General features: G+C 38.3%; 32 protein-coding genes. 28 read left to right on the top strand and 4 right to left on the bottom strand.

The features are described from left to right. Positions 1-143: 143 nt before the first annotated feature. From AC1VU3_RS16455 to AC1VU3_RS16580, 26 genes are all read left to right on the top strand, one after another. Complete coding sequence (locus AC1VU3_RS16455) at positions 144-512, top strand: hypothetical protein (protein ID WP_482984035.1); 369 nt, start codon at positions 144-146, stop codon at positions 510-512. Further along, positions 505-2,190 (top strand): terminase large subunit, encoded by a 1,686-nt coding sequence (locus AC1VU3_RS16460; protein WP_482984036.1) that lies wholly within the window; start codon positions 505-507, stop codon positions 2,188-2,190. Before AC1VU3_RS16455 ends, AC1VU3_RS16460 begins: the two co-directional genes overlap by 8 nt. A 13-nt stretch (positions 2,191-2,203) precedes the next feature. After that, positions 2,204-3,355, top strand: coding sequence for a phage portal protein (locus AC1VU3_RS16465; RefSeq protein ID WP_482984037.1), 1,152 nt, complete (start codon positions 2,204-2,206; stop codon positions 3,353-3,355). 36 nt (positions 3,356-3,391) lie between these two features. Beyond that, positions 3,392-4,084 (top strand): head maturation protease, ClpP-related, encoded by a 693-nt coding sequence (locus tag AC1VU3_RS16470; RefSeq protein WP_482984038.1) that lies wholly within the window; start codon positions 3,392-3,394, stop codon positions 4,082-4,084. Beyond that, positions 4,084-5,307, top strand: a complete 1,224-nt coding sequence (locus AC1VU3_RS16475) for a phage major capsid protein (protein WP_482984039.1) — start codon at positions 4,084-4,086, stop codon at positions 5,305-5,307. The genes AC1VU3_RS16470 and AC1VU3_RS16475 overlap by 1 nt, the downstream gene beginning before the upstream one ends. A gap of 22 nt (positions 5,308-5,329) precedes the next feature. After that, positions 5,330-5,551 carry a hypothetical protein gene (locus AC1VU3_RS16480; RefSeq protein WP_482984040.1) on the top strand — a complete coding sequence of 74 codons (222 nt, stop codon included), beginning with the start codon at positions 5,330-5,332 and terminating at the stop codon, positions 5,549-5,551. 2 nt (positions 5,552-5,553) lie between these two features. Then, entirely contained in the window at positions 5,554-5,826 is a 273-nt protein-coding gene (locus AC1VU3_RS16485) for a head-tail connector protein (protein ID WP_482984041.1), read from the top strand. Further along, entirely contained in the window at positions 5,810-6,118 is a 309-nt protein-coding gene (locus AC1VU3_RS16490) for a phage head-tail adapter protein (protein WP_482984042.1), read from the top strand. The genes AC1VU3_RS16485 and AC1VU3_RS16490 overlap by 17 nt, the downstream gene beginning before the upstream one ends. Beyond that, entirely contained in the window at positions 6,108-6,473 is a 366-nt protein-coding gene (locus tag AC1VU3_RS16495) for an HK97 gp10 family phage protein (RefSeq protein WP_482984043.1), read from the top strand. Before AC1VU3_RS16490 ends, AC1VU3_RS16495 begins: the two co-directional genes overlap by 11 nt. Further along, the gene (locus AC1VU3_RS16500; protein WP_482984044.1) at positions 6,470-6,784 is read left to right on the top strand and encodes a hypothetical protein; all 315 of its coding nucleotides are present in this window, start codon (positions 6,470-6,472) and stop codon (positions 6,782-6,784) included. Before AC1VU3_RS16495 ends, AC1VU3_RS16500 begins: the two co-directional genes overlap by 4 nt. 16 nt (positions 6,785-6,800) lie before the next feature. Beyond that, positions 6,801-7,385, top strand: a complete 585-nt coding sequence (locus tag AC1VU3_RS16505) for a major tail protein (RefSeq protein WP_482984045.1) — start codon at positions 6,801-6,803, stop codon at positions 7,383-7,385. Positions 7,386-7,403: 18 nt separating this feature from the next. Beyond that, complete coding sequence (locus AC1VU3_RS16510; RefSeq protein ID WP_482984046.1) at positions 7,404-7,739, top strand: hypothetical protein; 336 nt, start codon at positions 7,404-7,406, stop codon at positions 7,737-7,739. A gap of 225 nt (positions 7,740-7,964) precedes the next feature. Next, positions 7,965-11,624, top strand: coding sequence for a hypothetical protein (locus AC1VU3_RS16515; RefSeq protein ID WP_482984047.1), 3,660 nt, complete (start codon positions 7,965-7,967; stop codon positions 11,622-11,624). An 11-nt stretch (positions 11,625-11,635) separates the two neighbouring features. Continuing rightward, positions 11,636-12,523 (top strand): phage tail family protein, encoded by an 888-nt coding sequence (locus AC1VU3_RS16520; RefSeq protein WP_482984048.1) that lies wholly within the window; start codon positions 11,636-11,638, stop codon positions 12,521-12,523. Positions 12,524-12,526: 3 nt separating this feature from the next. Then, a complete protein-coding gene (locus AC1VU3_RS16525; RefSeq protein ID WP_482984049.1) occupies positions 12,527-13,639 on the top strand; it encodes a siphovirus ReqiPepy6 Gp37-like family protein in 1,113 nt (370 codons plus the stop codon). Further along, positions 13,639-13,824, top strand: coding sequence for a hypothetical protein (locus tag AC1VU3_RS16530; RefSeq protein WP_482984050.1), 186 nt, complete (start codon positions 13,639-13,641; stop codon positions 13,822-13,824). Before AC1VU3_RS16525 ends, AC1VU3_RS16530 begins: the two co-directional genes overlap by 1 nt. Beyond that, a complete protein-coding gene (locus tag AC1VU3_RS16535; protein WP_482984051.1) occupies positions 13,824-14,645 on the top strand; it encodes a hypothetical protein in 822 nt (273 codons plus the stop codon). Before AC1VU3_RS16530 ends, AC1VU3_RS16535 begins: the two co-directional genes overlap by 1 nt. Continuing rightward, positions 14,645-15,682, top strand: a complete 1,038-nt coding sequence (locus AC1VU3_RS16540) for a hypothetical protein (protein WP_482984052.1) — start codon at positions 14,645-14,647, stop codon at positions 15,680-15,682. Before AC1VU3_RS16535 ends, AC1VU3_RS16540 begins: the two co-directional genes overlap by 1 nt. A gap of 13 nt (positions 15,683-15,695) precedes the next feature. Beyond that, positions 15,696-16,016, top strand: coding sequence for a hypothetical protein (locus tag AC1VU3_RS16545; protein ID WP_482984053.1), 321 nt, complete (start codon positions 15,696-15,698; stop codon positions 16,014-16,016). Position 16,017: 1 nt separating this feature from the next. Then, on the top strand, positions 16,018-16,269 hold the full coding sequence (locus AC1VU3_RS16550) for a hypothetical protein (RefSeq protein WP_482984054.1): 252 nt from the start codon (positions 16,018-16,020) through the stop codon (positions 16,267-16,269). A gap of 92 nt (positions 16,270-16,361) precedes the next feature. After that, entirely contained in the window at positions 16,362-16,565 is a 204-nt protein-coding gene (locus AC1VU3_RS16555) for a hypothetical protein (RefSeq protein ID WP_482984055.1), read from the top strand. 80 nt (positions 16,566-16,645) lie between these two features. Further along, entirely contained in the window at positions 16,646-17,047 is a 402-nt protein-coding gene (locus AC1VU3_RS16560) for a hypothetical protein (protein ID WP_482984056.1), read from the top strand. 12 nt (positions 17,048-17,059) lie between these two features. Continuing rightward, positions 17,060-17,332 (top strand): phage holin, encoded by a 273-nt coding sequence (locus tag AC1VU3_RS16565; protein WP_482984057.1) that lies wholly within the window; start codon positions 17,060-17,062, stop codon positions 17,330-17,332. A 6-nt stretch (positions 17,333-17,338) separates the two neighbouring features. Continuing rightward, the gene (locus AC1VU3_RS16570; protein ID WP_482984058.1) at positions 17,339-18,139 is read left to right on the top strand and encodes an N-acetylmuramoyl-L-alanine amidase family protein; all 801 of its coding nucleotides are present in this window, start codon (positions 17,339-17,341) and stop codon (positions 18,137-18,139) included. A gap of 112 nt (positions 18,140-18,251) precedes the next feature. Then, positions 18,252-18,629 carry a YolD-like family protein gene (locus AC1VU3_RS16575; RefSeq protein ID WP_482984059.1) on the top strand — a complete coding sequence of 126 codons (378 nt, stop codon included), beginning with the start codon at positions 18,252-18,254 and terminating at the stop codon, positions 18,627-18,629. A 5-nt stretch (positions 18,630-18,634) separates the two neighbouring features. Further along, the gene (locus AC1VU3_RS16580) at positions 18,635-18,838 is read left to right on the top strand and encodes a hypothetical protein (RefSeq protein ID WP_482984060.1); all 204 of its coding nucleotides are present in this window, start codon (positions 18,635-18,637) and stop codon (positions 18,836-18,838) included. 19 nt (positions 18,839-18,857) lie between these two features. Here the strand turns inward: AC1VU3_RS16580 and AC1VU3_RS16585 are convergent, their stop codons facing one another. The 4 genes from AC1VU3_RS16585 to AC1VU3_RS16600 all read right to left on the bottom strand — a co-directional run bounded on the left by AC1VU3_RS16585 (position 18,858) and on the right by AC1VU3_RS16600 (position 21,760). Beyond that, positions 18,858-19,319: a DUF4429 domain-containing protein gene (locus tag AC1VU3_RS16585; RefSeq protein ID WP_482984061.1), complete on the bottom strand. Its 462-nt coding sequence runs from the start codon at positions 19,317-19,319 to the stop codon at positions 18,858-18,860. Between the two features lie 68 nt (positions 19,320-19,387). Next, the gene (locus AC1VU3_RS16590) at positions 19,388-19,912 is read right to left on the bottom strand and encodes a hypothetical protein (protein WP_482984062.1); all 525 of its coding nucleotides are present in this window, start codon (positions 19,910-19,912) and stop codon (positions 19,388-19,390) included. 14 nt (positions 19,913-19,926) lie between these two features. Then, a complete protein-coding gene (locus AC1VU3_RS16595; RefSeq protein ID WP_482984063.1) occupies positions 19,927-20,523 on the bottom strand; it encodes a replication-relaxation family protein in 597 nt (198 codons plus the stop codon). After that, positions 20,468-21,760 carry an FtsK/SpoIIIE domain-containing protein gene (locus AC1VU3_RS16600; protein WP_482984064.1) on the bottom strand — a complete coding sequence of 431 codons (1,293 nt, stop codon included), beginning with the start codon at positions 21,758-21,760 and terminating at the stop codon, positions 20,468-20,470. Before AC1VU3_RS16600 ends, AC1VU3_RS16595 begins: the two co-directional genes overlap by 56 nt. Before the next feature lie 271 nt (positions 21,761-22,031). Between AC1VU3_RS16600 and AC1VU3_RS16605 the strand changes: the two genes are divergently transcribed. Beyond that, positions 22,032-22,892 carry a ParM/StbA family protein gene (locus tag AC1VU3_RS16605; RefSeq protein WP_482984065.1) on the top strand — a complete coding sequence of 287 codons (861 nt, stop codon included), beginning with the start codon at positions 22,032-22,034 and terminating at the stop codon, positions 22,890-22,892. Continuing rightward, the gene (locus AC1VU3_RS16610) at positions 22,889-23,128 is read left to right on the top strand and encodes a hypothetical protein (RefSeq protein WP_482984066.1); all 240 of its coding nucleotides are present in this window, start codon (positions 22,889-22,891) and stop codon (positions 23,126-23,128) included. Before AC1VU3_RS16605 ends, AC1VU3_RS16610 begins: the two co-directional genes overlap by 4 nt. Positions 23,129-23,293: the final 165 nt, after the last annotated feature.

Here is a 23,293-nt window from a genome sequence, read left to right on the forward strand (position 1 = left end):
ATTATTCAGCACTCCCCCCCATTAAAAAATAAATTTTTGAGCATATTGGGACCGAGGAGGGAGGTTCAGAGAATGCACAGGTCATTTTCAAAGTACCCCCCACCCAAAAAGTCGGCATTTTTTTAAAAAAGGTGGTGTTTTTTATGGCGACTAAAAAGACCTTGCCAGAAGATAAGGAAATCAAGAAGGAAATAAAAAGACTTACAAAGATTTTCGATGACCTCGAAATAGAGGAAAGTAAAAAGTCTCTGGCAATGGGACCAATTGAGGACTTGGCATTTATGAGGGTCACTTTAAAGAAGTTAAAGGACATTGTTAATGCTGAGGGAGTAATCGATGAGATGGATCAAGGCGGTTATACTATCCAAAGGACTCATCCAGCACTCAAATCTTTTAATGAAATGATACCTAAATACAATTCTTCTAAACAATTATTGATTGCCTTGCTACCGAAAGGCTCTGGAACAGATTTGGATGATGGCTTTGAAGCTTTCGTGAGTAAACGTGGTTAGGTATCCTCTGGCTTATAATCCGGTACTAGAGTATTGGAATGAAATCGAAAGTGGTAAGGTTATTGTTTCTTTAAAGGTTAAAGCAACATACAAAGAACTTGTTCGAATCATTCATGATAAAGAATCTATTTGGGAATATTCAGCGGAACGAGCAAATCATGCTATTGAGTTTATAGAAAACTTCTGTAAACACTCAAAAGGGAAAATGGGTGGACAACCTTTTATCCTAGAGTTATGGCAGAAAGCAATGACTGCTGCATTGTTTGGATTCGTTCATAAGATTGATAGAGTACGAAAGCATAAAGAGTTCATTCTTATTGTTGCTCGGAAAAATGGAAAGTCTGCTTGGGGCTCTGCAGTCGCTTTGTATATGTTGGTTGCTGATGGGGAACCTGGTCCCGAGGTAGTGTCTGCTGCAACAAAGAAAGACCAAGCGAAAATCATCTGGCTTGAAGCGAAGAGGATGGTTAAAAAATCCCCAGCGTTAAATAGACGCATTCGTTCATTGGTATCGGAGTTAATAGCTGATTTTAATGATGGTACTTTTAAACCTCTTTCTAGTGATAGCAATACGCTTGATGGTCTTAACCCTCATTGTTCTTTAATAGACGAACTACATGCCATTTTAGATATTAACCTATATAACGTTATCATTGACGGTATGAGTGCGAGGGAACAGCCAATATCCATTATTACAACTACAGCTGGAACAGTACGAGAAGGAATATTCGATATCAAATACGAAGAGGCTGAGAAGATAATCAATGGATATAGTGATGAATCTGGCTACCATGATGATAGGGTACTTGCTCTGATTTATGAACTTGATAAGAGAGAAGAGTGGACAGATTCAAGCTGTTGGGCAAAAGCTAATCCAGGTCTTGGAACCATCAAGAACTATGATGAGTTAAAACGAAAAGTTGAAAAAGCAAAAGAAAATCCTTTGTTGGTGAAGAACTTACTGACAAAGGATTTTAATATTAGGGAAACATCTTCTGAGGCATGGTTGACGTTTGAACAAATCAACAATGAAGCTACGTTCGACATTGAAGAATTGAAACCACGATATGCAATAGGTGGTGCCGATCTATCTAGTAGTGTCGATTTAACATCAGCTTGTGCAATGTTCCAAGTTAGTGGAGACAGCACCATTTACGTTAAGCATATGTATTGGCTTCCAGAGGACTTACTGGAAAGAAGAAGTGAAGAAGACAAGATACCATATAACATTTGGCATGACATGGGTCTACTTCGAACAACTCCAGGTAACACGGTTCACCATAAATACGTCACTGAATGGTTTCAAGAGCTACAGAATGAATACGATGTTTACATCCCATGGGTTGGTTATGATAGTTGGTCGGCTAGGTATTGGGTCGAGGATATGCAAAGTTACTTTGGTAAAGATTCAATGATTCCAGTTATTCAAGGAATGAAAACTTTATCGGCACCAATGAAAAACCTTGGCGCAGATCTTGATGCCAAAAAGATTAACTACGGCAACAACCCTATAACAAAATGGTGTTTAACAAATACATCTGTAAAGATAGATAAAAACAATAACATCCAGCCAGACAAAGGTAATAACCAACGAAGACGTATAGATGGTACTGCTGCAATGTTGAACGCTTATGTTGTTTTCAATGATAAGTACAGTGATTATGAGAACATGATTTAAAGGAGGTGAGAGTTTGGGTTGGCTAGACAGGTTTAAAAGAGAAAACAGAGCTGTTACCGTCACGAAATTTGAAATGATTACTGACGAAGGAAATGGTTTTTATGCTTGGAACGGTAACATCTATCAGTCCGACATAGTAAGAGCTGCAATTCGACCAAAAGTAAGAGCGTTTGGTAAGACGGTTGCAAAGCATATACGAAATGGTCCAGAGGGATTAAAGGTAAACCCCGATGCTTATATGAAGTTCTTGCTTGAAGAACCTAATCCATATATGACTGGACAAATGTTTCAAGAAAAAATGATTACGCATTTAGAGTTAAACCATAACGCATTTGCTTATATCAATAGAGATGAAAATGGTTATCCGCTAGAAATGTATCCAATTAACTCGACGACTGTAGAGGCTATTAAGAATGGTAACGGAGAGTTGTTCTTAAAATTTACTCTTAAGAATGGGAAAAATGTAGTATTCCGATACAGCGACATCATTCATTTACGAAAAGACTTCAATGACAATGAAATTTTCGGAGATAGTCCTGGTCAAGCTTTAACACAATTGATGGATGTAATAGTCACTACTGATCAAGGTATTGTAAAAGCCATTAAAAATTCGAATGTAATTAAGTGGTTACTAAAATTTAATCAAACATTACGTCCAGAGGATTTAAGAAAGGCAACCAAGGAATTTGTTAACGATTATTTAAACATTGATTCAGAGACAGGCGGTGCGGCCGCAACAGATTCTAAGATGGATGCTGTTCAGGTAAAGCCGAATGACGTTGTAACGAATGAAAAACAAATGTATGAGACCACTAAGCGTGTATATGCTTTCTTTTCTACAAATGAGGATATCGTTCACAGTAAATATGATGAGAATGGTTGGATATCTTATTTTGAAGCTGTAGTAGAACCGGACATTGTACAAGCAAGTGGGGAATACACTAGGAAGCTTTTCTCCAGAAGAGAAAGAGGTTTTGGGAATAAAATAGTTTTTGAATCATCCAATCTATCATTTGCTTCCATGCAAACTAAATTAGATCTTGTGCAGTTTGTTGATCGTGGTATTTTGTCTCCTAATGAGGTGCGCGAAATTCTGAACTATGCACCTACAGAGGGTGGAGACGAAATGATAAGAAGATTAGATACACGCCCTACTACTGAGTAAGGGTGATTTTTTATGCCTAAAAGGAGGTGAGAATAATTGACGAAGATCCAAATTAAAGGAACTATCATCAGCGACAATTTGCAACGGATTTATGATTGGATAGGCATCGAAGCTACAAGTCCAAGTAAAGTGCTCAACACACTACCTACTAATAAAACTAGCATTGAAGTGATTATCAATAGTGGGGGTGGTGATGTTTTTGCTGGAAGCGAGATTTATACAGCCCTAAAAGAATATGAGGGTGAAGTAACAGTCAAAGTAGTTGGTCTAGCCGCCAGTGCTGCAAGCGTTATTGCGATGGCAGGTGACAAGGTCTTAATTTCACCAACAGCTCAAATGATGATTCATAATGTTTCAACATCAGCAGGCGGTGATTACAGAGACTTCGAACATACTGCCGATATATTAAAGTCTGCTAATCAGTCGATAGCCAATGCTTATAAAAGTAAAACAGGCAAGTCTGATGATGAACTGAAATCCTTAATGGATGCCGAAACATGGTTTAACTCTGATTCAGCCTTAGAACATGGTTTTGCTGATGAAGTGATGTTTACCGAGAACAAGGAACTTTCTTTAACTGCAAGTTTTGGTGCGGTCACGTTAAATGAAGAGGCGATAGAGAAAATTATTGGCCTTATCGAAGAAAAACCTTTAAGCAATAAAAATGATCCATCAGCAAAGTTAAAAGCTGAATTACAACTACTTAAATTAAAAGGAGGAGTTCAATAATGAACCCAAAAGAAAAATACTTAGCAGATCGTAAAGACCTAATGGCACAAGCAGAAACATTAATTGCTGAGAACAAAATGGAAGAAGCACAAGCGAAAATGGAAGAAGTAAAAACGTTAGATGCAAACTTTGAAGCTCAAGCATTAGCTAACGCAAACCTAAATGCTTTAAAAGACAATAAAAAAATAACGGATATCACTAACAAATCCGTTTATGTTGCTGATGGTTCTATCGTAGATCAATCTTCTCCGGTCAATGTATTAAATGACGAAAAGGTGTATGAAAACGCTTGGGCTAAGAAGATGATGGGACAAAAAGTTGAAGGTCAAGAGTTAGAGGTCTTCAATAAAGTGAACAAGGAATTCAATAATGCATTTACTCATGATACTAATAATACTGGAGTTCTTATCCCTGAAACAGTGGTCGCTGGAATTTGGTCTCGTGCCGAAGAAATGTATCCATTGTTTGCTGATGCGAAAAAATTTAATGTACGCGGCACTTTAAAGATTGCGAAACATCTTTCCATTGATGCAGGTGATGCTGCTTGGTATGCAGAGGGTACTCCAACTGAGGATGAGGAAAATACATTTGGTGAACTGATTCTGAGTGGGCATGAACTTTCCAAAGCTGTCACAGTTTCTTGGAAGTTAAAAGCTATGGCTGTACAAGATTTTATTCCATATATCATCAATGAATTAGGAGAACGTGTTGGAGTTGCATTAGGAACAGCAGCTGCACGTGGTAACGGAACAACCGAACCAGAAGGAGTGGAAACAGCTTTAAAAGCAGAAACAAGTACTCCTCAAGTTGTAAATGGCGTTGCTTCTTATGCAAACATTACTGCAGCAATATCTAAAGTACATTCAAGCTACTTGAATGGAGCAAAGTTCTATGTGAACAATGCATCTATTTACGGGGAAAATGGATTGATCAATGTTCTAGACGGAAACCAACGCCCTTACTTTACTCAAGATGCATTAGGACAATATGCTGGTCGTATGTTTGGGTTCCCAGTAGTAGCTGATGCAGGGGTATCTCCTGGAGCTATCCTATTCGGTAATGCGAATAAAGGGCTGGTATTTAACACAAACGAACCATTCAGCGTAGTGACTGAAGACCATGCTAAAGCACGTACAACAGATTATGTTGCTTACGCTGTCGTTGATGGAGGAGTTTTAGATACTAAGGCGTTTGCTTTGATTGATGGGATAACTACACCTTAATAAAAAACAGGAGGGATTTTTTATGGCTGAGTATACAGTTTTAAAAACCTTTAGAGATAGAGAATCGGACTTTAAAATATTTGAGTCCGATTCTCCTTATGTTTCAGATAACAAAGAGTGGACCGACTATCTTGTGAAAGAAGGTTTTCTCAAAAGAAATAATTCTAAAACAACCGCCGTAAAGAAGGACGAAAAAAAAGAGGAGAAGTCTAAAAAAGCTACTCGTAAGAAAGCGAGTGAATAATTATGTTAAGCGATGTTAAAAAGGCATTACGTGTGTCCTCTTCAGCATTTGATAGTGAAGTAACAGATTTAATTGAGTCAGCAAAACTGGACTTGAAGATGGCTGGAATAGCAGTGTCTGATAGTCCAGACGCTTTGTTAAAAAGGGCTATCACAATTTACTGCAAGGCTAACTTTGGCTACGAGAATCCTGATGCTGACAGGTTTACTCAATCGTACACCATGTTAAAACAACATCTAAGTCTGAGTGGTGAGTATCGTGAGCCGATGGTCTGATGTGGTCTACTTTAATACAACAAAAATCATTACAGATGATTTGCAACAAGAAATAGAAGTGCCAGGAGACCCACGTGAGGTCTTTGCGAACAAAAGAAGCATAACCCAGTCTGAATTCTTCAATGCAGGACAGAAAGACCTTAAGCCTGCCAAATTATTTGAAATCAGACTGGCTGATTATAATCAGGAAGAATATTTACATCATGAAGGTGTTAAATATTTTATTTACCGTACCTTTGAAAAGGGAGAAAACATAGAACTATATAGCGAGGTGAGGGTAGGTGGCAATTAATATAAATAACCTTGCAGATGAAATTAATCGTACCCTTGCCGAGTATGCAAATGGTATTGGTGAAGATATGGATCAAGTAGCTGAGAAAGTCGCAAAAGACGGAGTAAAGAAGCTTAGGCTTCGAAGTCCGAAGTCTCCCGGTGGAGGAGATTACTCAAAAGGTTGGAGAGCAAAGAAGGTCTATGGCAAATGGATTGTTCATAACTCTACCAACTATCAACTAACTCATTTACTTGAAAAGGGGCATGCAAAAGTATCTGGTGGTCGTGTTGATCCAATTGTCCACATCGCTCCCGTAGAGGAAGAGATGATAGATGATTATGTGAGTGGTGTAGAGGAGGCGATTCGCCGATGACATTGCCTGAACTAGCACAAAAATTGTTATCCCTTGGATTTCCAGTTGCATATTCGCATTTTAAAAGCACCCAAGTCCCCCCGTTTATTTGCTATCTGGTTGTGGATGAAGATACTTTCAGTGCTGATAATAAGCCAATACACCAATCAACTTCGGTTGATATTGAATTATATTCAACAACTAAAAACCTTGTGGCAGAAGGCAAAATAAAAGCCTTGCTCACAGAAAATGAACTCTCTTGGTACTATGATGAACAATTCATAGATTCCGAGGGAGTTTTTAAATGCACATATTCTATCACGTTAATTTAAAAGGAGAGAAATAAATATGGCAGAAAATAAAGTACAGTTCGGTCTAAGTAAAGCAGCATTTGCACCATATACGGTGACAGGGGGAGTGGTTACATTTGGAACTCCTATACCAATCCCAGGGGCTGTTAGTCTGACGTTGGATCCACGCGGAGAGCTCACAGAGTTTTATGCGGATAACATTTTGTATTATGTTGCATCTAGTAACCAAGGTTATGATGCTTCACTAGAAGTCGCTACAATCCCTCAGCAGTTTGCAGTTGATGCTTTAGGAGAAACTTTGGATAGCACTGACGGTGTGATGACAGAGGTAGCAGATGCACAAGGAAAGCCTTTTGCATTTCTATTTCAATTTGAGGGGGATGTAAAAGCTACACGTCACGTGATGTTCAACTGTACTGCAAACCGTCCAAGTATCTCAGGAAGCACAAAAACTACTTCAAACGAACCTGGTACAACAGAATTATCTCTTGTAGCAAGTCCAATTGAGATTGACGGAAAGCTATTGGTTAAAACAAAAACTACCGCTTCTACACCAGCTGCTGTTTATGACGGTTGGTATTCAAATGTCTACAAACCAGCACAAGGCGTACCAACACCTTAAGAAGAGGAGAAACAGTAAATGGAAAAAACAATTGAGATTAGCGGTCAACAGGTCACATTTAAATCTAGTGGTTCTATACCTAAACGGTATAAGATGCAATTCCAACGAGATTTCTTTTCTGACTTGATGGCAATGGAAAGCATTGTAGGTAAAAAGAAACTAACAATTAACGACATAAGAGGAATTGATTTCGAAGTGTTTTATGACATTGCATGGTGTTTAGCGAAAGCTGCTAATCCAACTATTCCAGATCCGTTAACATGGTTGGACAGCTTTGAAACATTCCCGATTATCGAAATACTTCCAGAATTACAGGATTTATTAGCAGCGACTATATCATCTAAAAAAAAATAAACAAAATTGAAGGTACGTCCAGTGGGGAACCAATCAGCACAGAGACGTACCTTGTTTTATGTCATGAATGCAAGCTGGCTCATGAAGATTTAGAGACTATGACAGTAGGCATGGTCCTAGATTATGTGGATGAATACCTAGATATGAAAAATCCTAATAAAAAACCTAAAGCTAGAAAAGCCTCACAAGCGGATTTCGATGCTTTCTAAAGGTAGGTGAGAAGAGATGGCAAGCAAGAAAATCAAAGGCATCACGATTGAGCTCGATGGGGATACAAAGGGATTGGACAAGGCTCTCCAAGGAGTCAACAAGGAAAGTGGTAAGTTACAGTCAGAACTCAAGCAGGTTGAACGTGCTTTGAAGTTTGATCCAACTAATGTGGAACTGTTGCGTCAAAAACAAGAGTTACTTACAGGTTCTATTGAACAAACGAGTAAAAAGTTAGACGTGCTCAAGCAAGCCCAATCTGAGGTGCAGGCACAGTTCGAACGTGGAGATATTGGTGCTGACCAGTATAGGGCATTCCAGAGAGAATTAGTAAAAACAGAATCACAGTTGAAGGATTTACAAGCACGTGCCGATAAGACGGATTTACATGTTAATTCAGATGTAGATACAACTGGAATAGATAGGGCAAAATCTAAATTGAAGGAATTGGGCCCTGCTGCAAAGCAAGCTGGGAAAGAAATCGCAGACGGTATTAAAGCAGGTGCCGTTGCTGGTACCGCGGCCATTGGAGCAATTGTTGCAGGTTCGAGTGATTTAAATAGTGACTTGGCTCGATTAAGAACGAATGCTAGTATGGCAGGGCGTGACTTAGAACTTGTGGAGGACGCATTTAAGCAGATATCCATTGTAACAGGAGAGACAGATTCAGCCGTAGAGACTGTTTCAAACTTACTTGCTAGTGGATTTAAAGACAATCAACTGGCTGGTGTAATTGAAGGTATCAATGGTGCAGCAATTAAATTCTCGGATACATTAAAAACAGAAGGTATTGCCGATGGTATTCAAGAGACATTCGCAACTGGTGAAGCGATCGGTATGTTTGCCGAATTACTTGAACGTAGCGGAATAAATGTGAAGGACTTTAATAAAAAGCTTGCAGAAGCCAAGAAAAACGGTAGTGAAGCTGATTTAGTGTTACAGACGATGGCTGATTTGGGTCTTGGTAGTGTTACCGAAAAGTATAAAGAACTTAATCCAGAAGTAGCTAAGAATGCAGAGAAAACACTTGAAATGCAAGTGGCACTGGCAGACTTGGCGGTAGTGTTAACTCCTCTAGTCGTTTTGGTTACGGAATTTGTTACAAAGATGATTGAATGGACTACCAATAATCCTGAATTAGCAACCACCTTAGGTACCATAGCTGGAGTTATTACAGGTCTTAGCGGAGCGTTCATGGTACTGAGTCCATTGATTAGCGGGATAACGACTTTATTACCCTTATTGTTATCGGCATTCGGTGCTATTAGTGCTCCTGTTTTGATAGTCGTTGCAGCTATAGCTGGATTAGCTGCCGCATTTGTAGCACTGTGGCATAATAGTGAATCCTTTAGAAGCAATTTAACTACTGTATTTGAAGCAATAAAGAATGTAGCTGTCACTGTATTCGAAACAGTGGCTTCTTTTATTGGTGAAAAGATAGCACAGATTAAGAGTTTTTGGGATACAGAAGGTACTCAAATTTTACAAGCAGCAGAAAATATATTTAATGGGATTATGGCTGTTGTAGATTTTGTTATGCCTGCAATAAAACTAGTCATTGATATAGTCTGGTCTGCTATCAAGCAAGTAATTACAGGGGCTCTAGATGTAATCATGGGTGCAGTAAAGATATTCAGCGGTCTATTTACTGGGGACTTCTCAAAAATGTGGGAAGGCGTTAAACAGTTATTTAGTGGAGCAATCGATCTAATCATTGGTTGGATGTCCCTTACTTTTGTTGGTGGTATTCGCACCTTGATAGCTAATCTAGGGAAGAGAGCTCTATCACTTGTAAAAGGCATGTGGGATAACATTCTTGGTGTATTTAAATCAATGGGTGGCAGTGTCCGTAGTTTTACAGATGATGTTCTTGGTAAAGTTGTTGGTTTCTTTAAAGGTTTTGTAGGCAATGTCAAAACCCAAATGAATAATGCAAAACAGGGTGTCGTTACTATTTGGAATGAAGCAGTATCTTTTTTAAAGAATATTGATCTAATGCAAATAGGAAAAGATATCATTAACGGTCTTATTAAAGGTATTGGTTCTATGACAACTTTAATTAGTGATAAGGTGAAAGAAATCGCTAACGGCATACCTGGTTGGGCAAAGAAGGTTTTAGGGATTCACAGTCCATCTCGTGTGATGATGGAAGTTGGTAAATGGACAGGCCTAGGTCTTGCACAAGGGGTTGCAGGGACAGATAGTGCTGTCAAAACTGCCACTAAAGGGCTTACAGATACCATTCAATCTGTTGCAAAAACCCACAATACCAAGCTTCTGGCATTGTCAAAGGAACAGGCAGAAAAAGAGAAATCCATCATAACAAAGCGAGAAAAGGATATTTCTAATATTTACGCCACTGCAAGCTCTAAAAAACGGAAGCTGACAACCTCTGAACTTCAAAAAATAGAGAAGATCCATTCAGATTCTAAAGCTAAACTGATAGCCAATGAGCGTAAATATGCTGCAGAGACTGCTAAAGTGAATGCTGATTTGGCTAAGGACAGGCTATCCGCAATTAAAACATATATAGACGATAAAAAGTCATTGGACCAACTGTCACTTATTGCAGAATCAGAGGTTTGGAGAAAGTCCATAGATTTATTTAGCAAAGGGTCAAAAGAACGTGTGGAAGCACAACGATCATACCAATCTTCAATTAAGGAAATAAACGATAAGATCGTATCTATTAATGAACAATATTCAAGTAAGATAGCTGAGATAAGTAATAATCTGCAGAAACAGGAAGAGGATTTGACGAAAGCTTATGAAGATGCTGTTACTAATCGCGCTTCATCATTGGCAAGTTTCTCAGATACATTTGCTGCCTTTTCGGTAGAGGTAGGTGTTAGCGGTGAAGAATTGCTAAACAACTTACAATCGCAAGTGGATGGATTTAAGTTATGGCAGAATGAGTTTGCAAAGTTAAGTGGTAGAAATATTGATACGGACTTACTTTCAGAGCTATCGGAATTGGGAGTAAAGGCTCTTCCAGAGCTAATGGCCTTAAATAGTCTAACAGATGAACAGCTCGGCAATTACAGTGCCCTTTATCAAGAAAAGACGAGTTTGGCACGAGAACAAGCAGAGACAGAGCTTATCGGAATGAAGGAAGATACTGTACTCAGACTTGGAGAAATGAAAGAAGCTGCCAATGAGCAACTAGAAGTACTTCAAGCGGAGTGGTTAGAAGCAATCAAAGGAGTAACGAAGGCAACAACAGGGGAATTAACTTCACTTACTCAAATCGGTAGGGATGCAGGTAAAGGATTATTAGACGGCCTACAGAGCATGAAAGGTTCTTTGATAGCAAAGGCTCAAGAAATTGCAAATGCGATTAGACAGGCAATCCAAAGCGCATTGGATATTCATAGTCCATCAAGAGTAATGAAAGGTTTAGGAATTAACGTAGGTGAAGGTCTTATTATTGGGATGGATGAAATGATTAACAAAGTAGCTGCATCTTCGGGACGTTTAGCGGAGGCAGTAAATAACGTGCAGGGTTCTTTGGCTAGTAGTAGCATGAAATCCCAAGAATACGGAAGTTCAGTTTCGACTTCCACAAAATCGGTAGATAACAGCAAGACGATGCATAATGAAATTCATATCCATACTCAACAAAGCGGAGAAAGAGCAATGGAACGTACCCTAAGAAGGCTTGCCTTCCAATTCAAATAGGAGGTGACGATTTGATAGTTAAAGAATTGAAGATTACAAACAGTAATGGCGATTCGATACAATTCGGTCGTCATTTTCGTTTGATTGATGGATTGGACCTCAGTAATTTAAGGGCTACCAACAGCTATTCGGACTCTACTAGGGATGGAGCCAACTATCAACGGACTGTATTAGAGACAAGAGATATTGATTTATCTTTTCTTATTTTTAAAAGTAATAAAGAAAAATGGTGGGTGGAGGAAAGAAGGCTAGAAGTTTTTCGAGTATTCAATCCCAAACATAACCCTATGAGGCTGGATTTTACAACGAAGGGCGGAGAATCGTATTACTTGAATGCCAACCTAGAAGCTACTCCAAGTCTTCCACAAGATTTTGAAAACGATAACCATGTTTGGCAAAGAGGATTGTTACAATTCACTGCACCAGATCCATTTATTTATTCCGCTACTTCTACTGTTGTAGAAATTGCTACATGGATTCCAGCCTTGCAATTCCCATTGGTCATCCCTGAAGAAGGTGTTGCGTTTGGATATCGTACTCAATCTTTAATAGCGAATGTAATCAATGATGGAAATAACGATACCGGCATGATAATTCGATTCAAGGCATTGGCCAGTCTGAGCAACCCTTCATTGATCAATGTTAATACGTATCAAACCTTAAAATTAAATATCGATATGCAAGGCAGCGATATGATAGAGGTTAGCACCTATGTCGGTAAAAAGACAGCAACATTGATACGCAATAATGTTCGGACAGATATAACCTATGCGGTTGATTATATGAGTGATTTCCTGCAACTGTCACCAGGAGACAATCTATTTAGATACAATGCGGATTCTGGTGTTGATAATCTAGAGGTCTCTATGATATTCACCAATCGATTTGTGGGGGTGTAATGGATGTCCAATGAAATTGAATTATGGGTATTTGACATGGACTTCAATAGGCTGGGCATAATCGATGTCTTCGAAGAGGTAGAGGCCCATACAAAGTATCATGACCATTCACCACTCACTCTAACTGTGGAGGGCAATAAGAAGCATGCCGATTTGTTGTTAACTGATGCTGATAGAATCATAGTAAAGTCAAATGATATCTTTCGGGGTTATTATGTTGAAACTCCACAGTACACCGATGAGACAGCTGTCACGATTGAAGTTATCTGTCGCTCATTATCCGTAATGATGGCGTGGAGGATTATAAAAGGGCAGCAACGTTTCACAGGTCAACTGGAGGATGTAATAAAGTCATTTATCAATTCCAATGCTATCAATCCTGCTGATCCAAATAGGATAATTCCTAACCTAGTATTAGGGGAAAATGAGGGCATTGATATTGTAGTAGATGAGACATACACCAATAAAGAATTAGATATCGCTATTTGGGAAATGTGTAGGAAATACGATATCAGCTTTGAAATCCTTATGAATCATGAAGCTAAGAAATATGTGGCTAGCACTTTCCAAGGAATAGACCGAAGTGCTGAACAAAATTCGAATTCTAGAGTCATATTTGCAAAGGCCTTTGATAATGTCACCAGGCAATCGTATGTAGATGACAAGGCCGAGTACAAATCTACTGCAATTGTAGAGGGAGAAGAAAAAACAATAATGGTTAACGATATGGTCAATGGATTCGAACGTAGAGAGGTATTTGTGGATGCAACAAACATTCTGAAATCCTATACCGATGAAAATGACCAAGAGGTGGTAATGACAGAGGAAGAGTACATTGCCACAATTTTAGAAACCGGCAATAGTGCTCTAGCTGAATATCCTCGAATACGTTCATTTGAAAGTGATATCGATACCAATTCGCAGTTTACGTATGGTGTCGATTATTTTATTGGTGATAAAGTGACAAATCGAAACGACGAGCTGGGCATTGCAACTCATTCTAGAGTGGTCACGGTAAAGGAAAAATGGAATCGGCAAGGTTATTCTATCAACCTTGAATTTGGTACAAGCATACCAACCTTGCTAGACAAGATAAAAAGGGAGGTTAAACGATAATGGAATTTAAATTACTAGATTTCAAAATTCATGGAGTGGACGGAATGACTAATGCGAAGTTTGTTATTGAAAAAGATGGTAAACAAATAGAATTTGATGAAATGACACGCTTTGAGAATAAGGAAGATGTAACCTTACTTCAAGCTATCGAAACCTTCATTAATGCTAAGGTGGTGAAAAGATAATGGCAGAATTAAGCGGTCCATTTAATGGATTAGATAGAATGTGGAAGGCAGAGGACTTTGCAGAGTATTTTAGTCCACTAGTCACTAACGGATTCTTCCCGAGCGATTCAAACCTAAAGGTTATTGCTGACAGTGATTTAATGAACATCAAAGTCAAAATTGGTAGAGCATGGATAAATGGTCATCAATACAGAAATACGAGTGACTTAATATTGCCTGTTGATATTGCTGACGGAGTACTGAACCGTATTGATAGGGTGGTTGTCCGTCTAAGTTTCAGTGATCGTAGAATGAATACAGTCATTAAAAGAGGTATCCCAGGAAGTAACCCATTGCCACCACCTATTCAAAGAGACGCGGATATTTATGAGTTAGGCGTGGCAACGATTTTGGTACCTGCTGGAGCAACAGCAATCGAACAATCATACGTGACTGACACTCGGGCGGATGTAACGGTAGGTGGTATTGTAAACAACCTCTTTGCAGATGCTAATGCGCAAGCGAAGAATGTTATGTTGGATGATTCAAGCAATCTTTACGTCTCGGACAATGCGGAAGGGGCTTTAATTGAACTTAAACAAGAACTCTCCATTATGAAGTCAGGAGAGGACTCAAACGGAATGTTTACTACTTTTACGCAAAAAAACAGTGCAGGAATAACTGTTAAAAGAAGTGTATTATCCAATCCGGATGCTAATGGCAATTATCGAACACGTACCATTACCCTATACACAGCTGATGGCACAACTGTAATGAAAACTATAGTTAAAACCATTACCTATAATGCAGATGGAGTACTGACAGGTGAGGTGCTTGCTTGATGAACACTGATCTATACGAGCATTTTGGAAATGTAGAAGTGAAGAATTGGGATTTATACCATCACAATATTGGACTAAAATCGATGCCTAAATACAAGTTAGGGTTTGTTATAAAGACTGCACCAAAAACTTTGCAGATGTATGGGTCGAACGGAAATTTGATTAGCACAATGGTTAGTTCACAAGATTTTAACTCCGATGGCGTAATCCCTATCCCAAGTAAAGGAATTATCTTGATTCGTTCACATGTTAATAATACATTCTATATAGAATTATTCAATGGAAACACAGGAGAGAAAGTAGTTTCATGGACACTTGTTGGTAGTGGTTTATTGCCGAGTATTGATGTGTTCGAAAATGGTGATATTTTCATTTCTCATAACAACAATATCTATTGTTACAGTATTAAAGGAGAATTGTTAGAAATCCTAACCGGAATGGGAAGTATCACAGTGAAAGTCCATTCCAAACGTAGAGCGGTGGCTCTTTTTGACTTATCAAGCAATAGGTATTTAAGTATATATGACAGAACAAATATCGCTTCAAAGGTCCCGAAGATACCAAGATTCCAAACTACGTACCCTTTCAGAACATTGCTAAATGACGGGTTAATAGAATCGATGAACCCGGCTGCAGGCTCTTATATGATACATCGAGAAATAGATTATTCATCTGGTGAAATTGTAAACTCGAATCAAATAAATCTTTCTGCAGCCGGATACAGGGAATCCTTTTTACGCGACTATAAAGAAAAAGCGTATTTTTTACGTACAAGTATAGCCACAGGGAACAACACCAAGTTTTTAGTCGAAGTTGACGGGAAGATTCCAGAAGTGATAACTCATCCACTTCCATCAATATCCAATGTACATGACATTGATAATCAATTTATTTTTGCTTCCGATAGCTCGAGCTACAAAATTTACAACCGTCAAGACAATTCGTTGCTTTATACCTTTCCATCTTCATTAGCTAGCGCTTTTAAGGTGGCTTTGAGTACTAAAGGTAGTTATGCCAATTTCCGAAATTATTGGTAAAGGAGGAACTAATATGATACTAGTTATCAGTCACGAAGATGGATCTTTCTCTATAAATCACCAACCTGAACGTTTAGGAAAAACGGAAGAGGAACTTCGGGAAATGGGTGTGCTTCTAGAAAATGTGCCTGAACCTGAACTTAAGGAAGGGAAAGTAGCTATTCTAAAATTCGATGGCACCCAATTGTATTACGAATATGAAGATATTCCATTAACAATTGAAGAGCAACTTGCTCGTAAGGATTCTCAAATTAAGACCATTGAATTGCAACAAAAACAATTAAACGATGATTTATCATCATTTATGGATTTTATACTAATGGGAGGAATGTAGAATGACACCAGTTTATTCATTTAGAGTAGGACCTTATGCGAGAAGTATTTATCTTTATGGTTCAGAGAGATTTCCGGCAATTCCTGATGCATATCATCAGCCGGTAAAACAGTACGCATCAGATAACTTCACTCAGTGGCAGATTGATGAGTCTTTAAGAAGAGGTTACATCACACAACAGGAGTATGACGAAACAATTTTGTTAATCGATGAACCTTTTGAATTACCACTATCAGTTGATGAAGAATTCTAGGAAAACGCAGCATAAGCTAGCGTTATTTTTTATGTTCAAAAAGGATTTACCCCCTCTTTTGTCGAAAAATGGATAAAAGAGGGGGTGATAGTATGTATCCAGTTAAAAGATTTCATGTTGTTAGGGATGAGGGTTCTTATTTGGTAGATGTTTGGACATTAACAGGTACTACCTATAGAGCTCAAGCAACACAATTATTTGTGGATGAATACAGGATTGGAGTATGTAATCAAGCCAACACTGAAACTATTGCAGTTAATGAAGCGGTTAATAACTTGATAGAAAAGTATAAATAATGGTTGCAAGAACGTCCACACGGGCGTTCTTTTTATTTTCCTATATAAAAATACAACAACATAGACAGGGGGATGGAGTGATGCCGGAAAGGATGACATCCATGAAAGAAGCATTTGAAAAAGTAGGAGAACATGAGGAAATAATTCACCAAGGCATCCTACCTCGGGTGGAAGCTTTAGAAAACGAACATTTAGTATTTAAGCAAGAAATGACTGCTTTAAAGTCGGATATTCTTGGAATGCAAAAAGGTCAGAAGGAATTGGAAGTAACAGTCATGAAAGACGGCAAGGAAACTAGAGAATTACTTAAACCTTTTGCTGACCATGTGCTTAGACAAGTTGAGTTTGAGGCTCAGACAGAAAAAGAAATAGTAATAAAAAAATTGGATAAAAAAGAAAAGATAACAATGGCATTTTATAGCGCACTTGGTACGGGAGGATTAGCTACCATCATTATCGCAATAATTACATTGTTAAAATAGGAGGAATCATTGATGAAAATCAACATGAAAGTACGTTTTAGAAACCCTTTGTTTGTTGGTCAGTTAATTATAACTATTTTATCACCAGCGTTGGTTTACGCAGGTTTAAGTTTGACTGATATAACTTCTTGGAACACCTTGGAAGAACTTTTAAAGTCAGCTTATGGAAACCCAGTTCTGCTATTCACTATGATTTATGCAGGATACCTTCACATAATAGATCCGACTACTGAAGGCCACTGTGATTCAGAGGATGCACTAAAATACGATAAGCCAAAGGAGTGAAAGTAAATGGTGAAAATAGCTATTGATGCAGGACATGGTTTTAACACTCCAGGAAAAAGAACTCCTGACGACGAAAGAGAATGGATGTTTAATGACATTGTTGCAAGATATGTGATTGCTGGTTTGAGAGGTTACGAGGATGTAGAGACATTACGCTTAGATGATCCAACTGGAATAAAAGATGTTTCTCTTGTAGCGCGTACCAATAAAGCTAACAATTGGAAGGCAGATGTATTAGTAAGTATTCACCATAATGCCGATGAAGGTAAATGGGGTAATCATACTGGAACTGAGACATACATCTACCCAGGGAGCAAACAATCAAAAAAGCTTGCAGAAGCTGTTCATCCACAATTAATTAAACATTTACGTTTAAAAGATAGAGGGATTAAAGAAGCTAAATTTCATATGCTTTCTGAATCTAATATGCCAGCCATCTTAACTGAGGGAGGTTTTATGGATAGTAACATTGATATCATCGCTTTACGTGATGAGACCAGACTAAAAGCTCAAGCAGATGGAATCGTGAGAGGGTTAGTTAGTTACTTTGGTTTAAAGAAAAGCGAGGAGGTAAAAGGCGTGGCTAAGAAAGCTAAAGAAGTATTACCTGATGCAGAATTTTCAAGTGCTACCTTACGAGAGACATATGAAAAGTTGCTTGAATCCAAAGCCACTCAACAAATCGTTATTGACGGGGGCATTAAAGCTGGAGCTTTCGGAGCAAATTGGAAAACTAGATGGGAAAAACGTGAGCTAGCTCCCATGGATATTGTTGGTCTAGCCGTATTAAAAGCATTGAAAGATTAGTAACTAGAAGCCTGTTACCTTGATTGGTGGCAGGCTTTTTTTATTTTCCCTAAAAATGCAAGTTGTAAATAAGAACAATTGTTCGTATAATAATTAAAAAGGACGTGATTATATGAACGACAGTTTTTTTGATGACATGCTTGAGTTACCTGATTTATCGAAAGTGAGAGACCGCGGAAAGAAAAAATGGACTGCTATGATGTTGACTGAGCATGTCTCACTGTTAAGGCAGTATGTAGATGACATAGAGAAGGTACCACGTCCACAGCTGGATGAGTTTGATTTGCAAATGCTCCAGGAAACAATAGAAGTAGCTTTAAAAAGTAAGGCTGATACCAAACTAAAGCTATGGAGAGCTGGTGAGTTTATCTATAATCGTGGAATTGTGGAGGATATCGATTTAAAGAGGCGCATAATTAAACTTGAAGATCCCTTCAAACTACACGATATAAAAATGGATGAGGTAGTAGACGTTACGATAATGGAGTGATCCAATTGAAGAAAACAGCCAAGGAATTAGAAACAGAAGCATTAATTAACCAAATGGCAGAAAAATATTCTAAAGAGGAGGTATTACGTTTTTTAGAAAACCTTCTCAAGTTAAACGAGGCAGAGAGAAAAGCTGTTTTAGAAATAGCTAAGATGACAAATCGTGTAGAAAGACGAAATATCGAAAACAAAAAGAAAACCACCAACTAGTGATGGAAGGTGGTTATTCTTATATCCCTAACAATTGCTTCTTTTTTGCATCGAACTCTTCTTGTGTAAGTATTCCTTGGTCTAGAAGTTCTTTGAATTTAATCAATTCATCTGCAGCACTAATAGTAGGAGTGGTATTGGCAGGTTCAGAATGTCTCTTACTTTCTATTAAATCAACAAGCTCCTTAGCTTTACTCAATTCTTTCTTGTTAAAAAGTATAGAATTCTCATCTTTAACAGCTGACAAAGATCCTCCTTTTGTTTCACTAGAGCCACTGTAGGCAAATTGGATATAACCAGTAGTCAAACCTGGTTCTTTAAATTGGATAGCTGTTATGGACTTTAATGGAATGGATTTTTCGCCCTTACTACCACCTTTGTTTAAATAGTTCATCATACCTTTTGGTTGGATTTTTACATTGTAGTCATCCACAGTAACAATAAACTTGCTATTCGAAGTGAACTCAAATACTTGCGACATCATTTCTACCTCCAAGTTAGATTAATTATTTTTACTATAAAGGAAAATATATCTAAATGCACCCTTTTTTATAAAGCGTTACCCACTTCCTTTAATATTTCTAAGAACAATGGAGACAGTTGGATCAATACATATCCAAGCCCAGCATTCATTATTAACGACCATGCTTTTTCACTATTACCAAACATAAAGAAGAAACATGCACCTATCATGATTACACTGGCTACCGGAAAGCTAATTGCAACTAATATTTGAATAACAGGATCTAGTATGTTGGTCAGTATCTCTAGCGATGTTCCTGCAACAAATCCAGTCTCTATGACTTCAGGTGAACTTTGTAACTGTAAAGGAGCATACTGTGGAGTAAATATTACAGGCGCTTGCTCAACGACTGGCGCTGATGTCGCAATGATTTGTTCGGTGCTTCCTTGCGATAGCCTATGTGCTAATAGACCAATGCTAGCCACCGCAGGCACCACCGCAGCTAGTGCTACTGTCTTTTTAGTCGCATACGCATCACCAGGTACTCTATGGCTAAAATCAGTATACTCACTCTCTGGAACTACCTCTATTTTATACTTCTTTCTAAACATACCTTTTCCTCCTTCTATTTGATTTCAGCATTTGTATACACTCTATATCTTGGTAGACCATGGCAGGCTTCGATAAGTTGTTTTTTCCTGAAATTGCTTGTGGTTAACCAAACAATGACAGGGAAGTGTCCAAGTGACTCTGCAAGTAATTTGTTTTCATAGAGCTTCTTATACCGCTCAATCTTTAAACGATTCTCTTTCATGGTTTGAGTGTGATCCACTTCAAGAAAATGTTTTTGCAGACTAAGGGAATACATTGCATCCACAATTACAGATGAGCTACCATCCGATACTTTTATCTCACTCTTCCAATCGTGTGGGCAGTTTAAGTGAAGCCAAAAGTCATTCCTCATCAATGTGTGATTAATATGACCACCCTTTTTCCTTATTTTCGGACAATCTACATACACCCGTCCTTCTTTATTTAAATAGTAAATGGTTTGATAGCCTTCTCTAACATGATTTAAATAAGGAGAGAGGTTGCGAAGTATTCTGTTCGTATTTTGGATACTGCCAAATCGGAAATACTTGTTCAGCTGGTCCCTTGTCAAAAAGTCAAACTTCTTCAAAAGTAACAGTATTTGTTCTTCTCTTTGGCTTAACTTCCCCAAGGTCTATTACCTCCTCTCGGATGTATGGTGATATGATCTCCTGGATAACCTCCGGTGTGACAATTGGTGTTTGAAGTATTTCGCGTTTATCCGCAGTTTGGTAAATGGCCCTACCTTTAATTTGAGGTAGTAACTCTGCACCAGTTTCATCGAGTACTACACGTGAAGCTGTAGCTGATTGCACTCGGAAGGAAAGTTTAGCATCGCTATTTTGCTTGCATTGACGAGGTATTACATCGCCAGTAGGGTATTGGGTAGCGAGTATCTGTCTGAAACCTAGCCCGGCACCAAGTCTCGCTATTTGGCTCATATATGTCTGACACTGTGTTTTTATTTTCTTTTCTTCAGATGTAACCGCCTCTGCAGGATTCAATTCACCCACCTCATCTATGATAATGAAATATCTTTCCTTGATTCCAGCTTCCTGGACGTTCTTTTTTCCAAACATCCTTAGCCTTTGTTGTATTGTTCTCATTTGTTCATAAGCTTGAGCAAGAGTGTTTAATGCATCCTCTGGTTCATAAGCAATGGAAACTGTCTGTCGGATGTTCTCGTAGTCACAAAGCTCGACACCGCCTTTTAAATCAATCAAGAATAGGTTTAAATGGTCAGGGTTACTTTCCAAAAGGCTTACTATCAGAGAGTTAATAAAATTGCTCTTTCCGTATCTTGTAGCACCTCCAAGTACTAAATGAGGTACTTTTTCGAAGTCATGGTATTTAAATTCGTTTTTGTTTCTTGTAATTCCGACCGGTACCTGCCATTCATGCCCCTTAACGTAGTTAACCTTAACCGGCAAAGGTTTCTCGTAAACTCGGATAATTAGGAGACCGTCATAGTCCAATTCGATTTCTTTCATCTCAGTAAGTTTTTTCTTCCACAGTTCTTGAAGCTGCAACACGATTTTCTCATCAAAGTTAAGCGACTTTAAGTCTTTGAAAGAAATCCGCTTTTTTCTATTATTAATACCATCCTGTAAGGTACCCATCTTATTTAAGTAATCATTAAAGCTTCTTCCTAGAGGAATCCTATACTTATATTCCCATCCCCAATCATGCTGTTTTTTCTTAATTAATTGGGTGGTCAAAGTGTCTTTGCCATCCTTCACGTTCAATCCGCTGAGTGAGATAATCCTTTGAATTTTTCCGCTATCATTTGTTGCCAATCCTTTTTTTTTGATGAAAGCTTTTAATGCGACTCCCCCCATTAAAGAAGTAGTCAAAATTTCAAACAACATTTTTAGCCAACTCCTTTGTTTTGAGATGCCACGGGTTCTCTTATGTAATAAGAGTTGCAAGCATCGGTTATTTTTAAAAACGATTTTAAAGCCTTATAGTTACTGGTGTCTTCCTGTTTCAGATGCTACTAACCAGGTGAACATCCATCTGAAACACCACTTGATGATACATAGTATGCAGCCATTTTAAAAATTACTACAATTGTAGTAAAAAATATTTTGTCGCATATACTGTTACTACAATTGCAGTAAAAAACGAAAGGGGAAGTTAATGAGGACAGTGGTACTTGGTATAGATGCAGGAAACCATAAGGCGAAGGTCGTTGGACAGTTTGGGGTGGATAGCTTTAAAACGAATATCTGTGATTGGTTTGAAAGGGACGTGGAAGAGCAGTTCGGTAGTGATGATATGGAGTTTGAGATAAATGGAAGGAAAGGATTTGCAGGATCCATAGCAGCATTCGAAGATGAGTTCGGGGATGGAACGATGTATGGAGACAGCAAGGCCCATGAAGATACAAAAATAAGAGTCCTTCTAGCTATCTACCGATATTTAAATAGGTACTGTCCACACTTTGACAGGGTATCCATTGTTACCGGCCAACCTATCAAGAGACACAAGCAAGAGGAAAAGGAATTAATCAAGCGAATGTTAGAAGGACATCACCAATTCAAAGTGAACGATAAAGATATCTCATTTACTATAGAAGCTGTCGGAATTGCTCCAGAGGGAAGTGGGGCTTTTTGGAGCATCCCTTCTATGGGTACGATAAGAATATTAGATATTGGTAGCGGTACCGTAAACGCAGCAACAGTTATCGATAAACATCATATCAATAACGCTAGCACGACCTTTAACTTTGGAGTGGAGACGGTTACGGATAAAGAGGATATTGCAAAGATAGCCAGAGGGATTATTAGGAACACAACGAAGCTCAAGTGGAACAAGAACGATAAAGTGTATATATGTGGTGGAATAGCAGAAGGGATTACCCCATATCTTATAGAACATTATAGGAACGCTGAAATACTATTGCCGGAAATCGTCCGTGGAAATGGGGTGAAAAAATTGCATCCTGTCTTCGCAAATGCGGTTGGATTTTACGAGCTGGCGAAAGGAGCATATGGGTGAGTGAGAGGATAAACAAATCGATTAGCTTCAACAAGGAAGATGAACACGATTTAAGTTTATTACAGCATGCCGAGAGAGTTAATCCGCTGAATGGTAAAAAGAGAAATTTCAGCAAGTATGTAAAGAAACTTATTGAGGATGACATGTATAAGAAAGTAGAGAAAGTAGTTGTTCAAGATGAGGATGAAAAGAAAACAGATCCGTATACTGAAAAGGCAATGAAGGGGTTTTTATAATAACAGGTGACCAAACAGGTGACCAAATGTAGAAATTAAGTGACCAAAAGTGAAGTTTGTAGAATAGTCTTAAAAGAAAGTAACTGTCCAGAACGCTGTTATATCAACGTTTTGGACAGTTATAGAAAATTATTGAATATCTATTCTTGATATGGGCGGCATGGG

It is taken from the genome of Psychrobacillus sp. Z16_25, from assembly GCF_056856695.1.

What these genes read in the sequence shown, in the direction of transcription:
- AC1VU3_RS16605 (WP_482984065.1), top strand. Translation starts at nt 22,032, where the DNA reads ATGAGGACAGTGGTACTTGGTATAGATGCAGGAAACCATAAGGCGAAG.
- AC1VU3_RS16540 (WP_482984052.1), top strand. Translation starts at nt 14,645, where the DNA reads ATGAACACTGATCTATACGAGCATTTTGGAAATGTAGAAGTGAAGAAT.
- AC1VU3_RS16570 (WP_482984058.1), top strand. Translation starts at nt 17,339, where the DNA reads ATGGTGAAAATAGCTATTGATGCAGGACATGGTTTTAACACTCCAGGA.
- AC1VU3_RS16575 (WP_482984059.1), top strand. Translation starts at nt 18,252, where the DNA reads ATGAACGACAGTTTTTTTGATGACATGCTTGAGTTACCTGATTTATCG.
- AC1VU3_RS16480 (WP_482984040.1), top strand. Translation starts at nt 5,330, where the DNA reads ATGGCTGAGTATACAGTTTTAAAAACCTTTAGAGATAGAGAATCGGAC.
- AC1VU3_RS16600 (WP_482984064.1), bottom strand. Translation starts at nt 21,760, where the DNA reads ATGTTGTTTGAAATTTTGACTACTTCTTTAATGGGGGGAGTCGCATTA.
- AC1VU3_RS16555 (WP_482984055.1), top strand. Translation starts at nt 16,362, where the DNA reads ATGTATCCAGTTAAAAGATTTCATGTTGTTAGGGATGAGGGTTCTTAT.
- AC1VU3_RS16530 (WP_482984050.1), top strand. Translation starts at nt 13,639, where the DNA reads ATGGAATTTAAATTACTAGATTTCAAAATTCATGGAGTGGACGGAATG.
- AC1VU3_RS16565 (WP_482984057.1), top strand. Translation starts at nt 17,060, where the DNA reads ATGAAAATCAACATGAAAGTACGTTTTAGAAACCCTTTGTTTGTTGGT.
- AC1VU3_RS16510 (WP_482984046.1), top strand. Translation starts at nt 7,404, where the DNA reads ATGGAAAAAACAATTGAGATTAGCGGTCAACAGGTCACATTTAAATCT.
- AC1VU3_RS16525 (WP_482984049.1), top strand. Translation starts at nt 12,527, where the DNA reads ATGTCCAATGAAATTGAATTATGGGTATTTGACATGGACTTCAATAGG.
- AC1VU3_RS16545 (WP_482984053.1), top strand. Translation starts at nt 15,696, where the DNA reads ATGATACTAGTTATCAGTCACGAAGATGGATCTTTCTCTATAAATCAC.
- AC1VU3_RS16590 (WP_482984062.1), bottom strand. Translation starts at nt 19,912, where the DNA reads ATGTTTAGAAAGAAGTATAAAATAGAGGTAGTTCCAGAGAGTGAGTAT.
- AC1VU3_RS16515 (WP_482984047.1), top strand. Translation starts at nt 7,965, where the DNA reads ATGGCAAGCAAGAAAATCAAAGGCATCACGATTGAGCTCGATGGGGAT.
- AC1VU3_RS16550 (WP_482984054.1), top strand. Translation starts at nt 16,018, where the DNA reads ATGACACCAGTTTATTCATTTAGAGTAGGACCTTATGCGAGAAGTATT.
- AC1VU3_RS16505 (WP_482984045.1), top strand. Translation starts at nt 6,801, where the DNA reads ATGGCAGAAAATAAAGTACAGTTCGGTCTAAGTAAAGCAGCATTTGCA.
- AC1VU3_RS16485 (WP_482984041.1), top strand. Translation starts at nt 5,554, where the DNA reads ATGTTAAGCGATGTTAAAAAGGCATTACGTGTGTCCTCTTCAGCATTT.
- AC1VU3_RS16455 (WP_482984035.1), top strand. Translation starts at nt 144, where the DNA reads ATGGCGACTAAAAAGACCTTGCCAGAAGATAAGGAAATCAAGAAGGAA.
- AC1VU3_RS16500 (WP_482984044.1), top strand. Translation starts at nt 6,470, where the DNA reads ATGACATTGCCTGAACTAGCACAAAAATTGTTATCCCTTGGATTTCCA.
- AC1VU3_RS16535 (WP_482984051.1), top strand. Translation starts at nt 13,824, where the DNA reads ATGGCAGAATTAAGCGGTCCATTTAATGGATTAGATAGAATGTGGAAG.
- AC1VU3_RS16475 (WP_482984039.1), top strand. Translation starts at nt 4,084, where the DNA reads ATGAACCCAAAAGAAAAATACTTAGCAGATCGTAAAGACCTAATGGCA.
- AC1VU3_RS16560 (WP_482984056.1), top strand. Translation starts at nt 16,646, where the DNA reads ATGCCGGAAAGGATGACATCCATGAAAGAAGCATTTGAAAAAGTAGGA.
- AC1VU3_RS16585 (WP_482984061.1), bottom strand. Translation starts at nt 19,319, where the DNA reads ATGTCGCAAGTATTTGAGTTCACTTCGAATAGCAAGTTTATTGTTACT.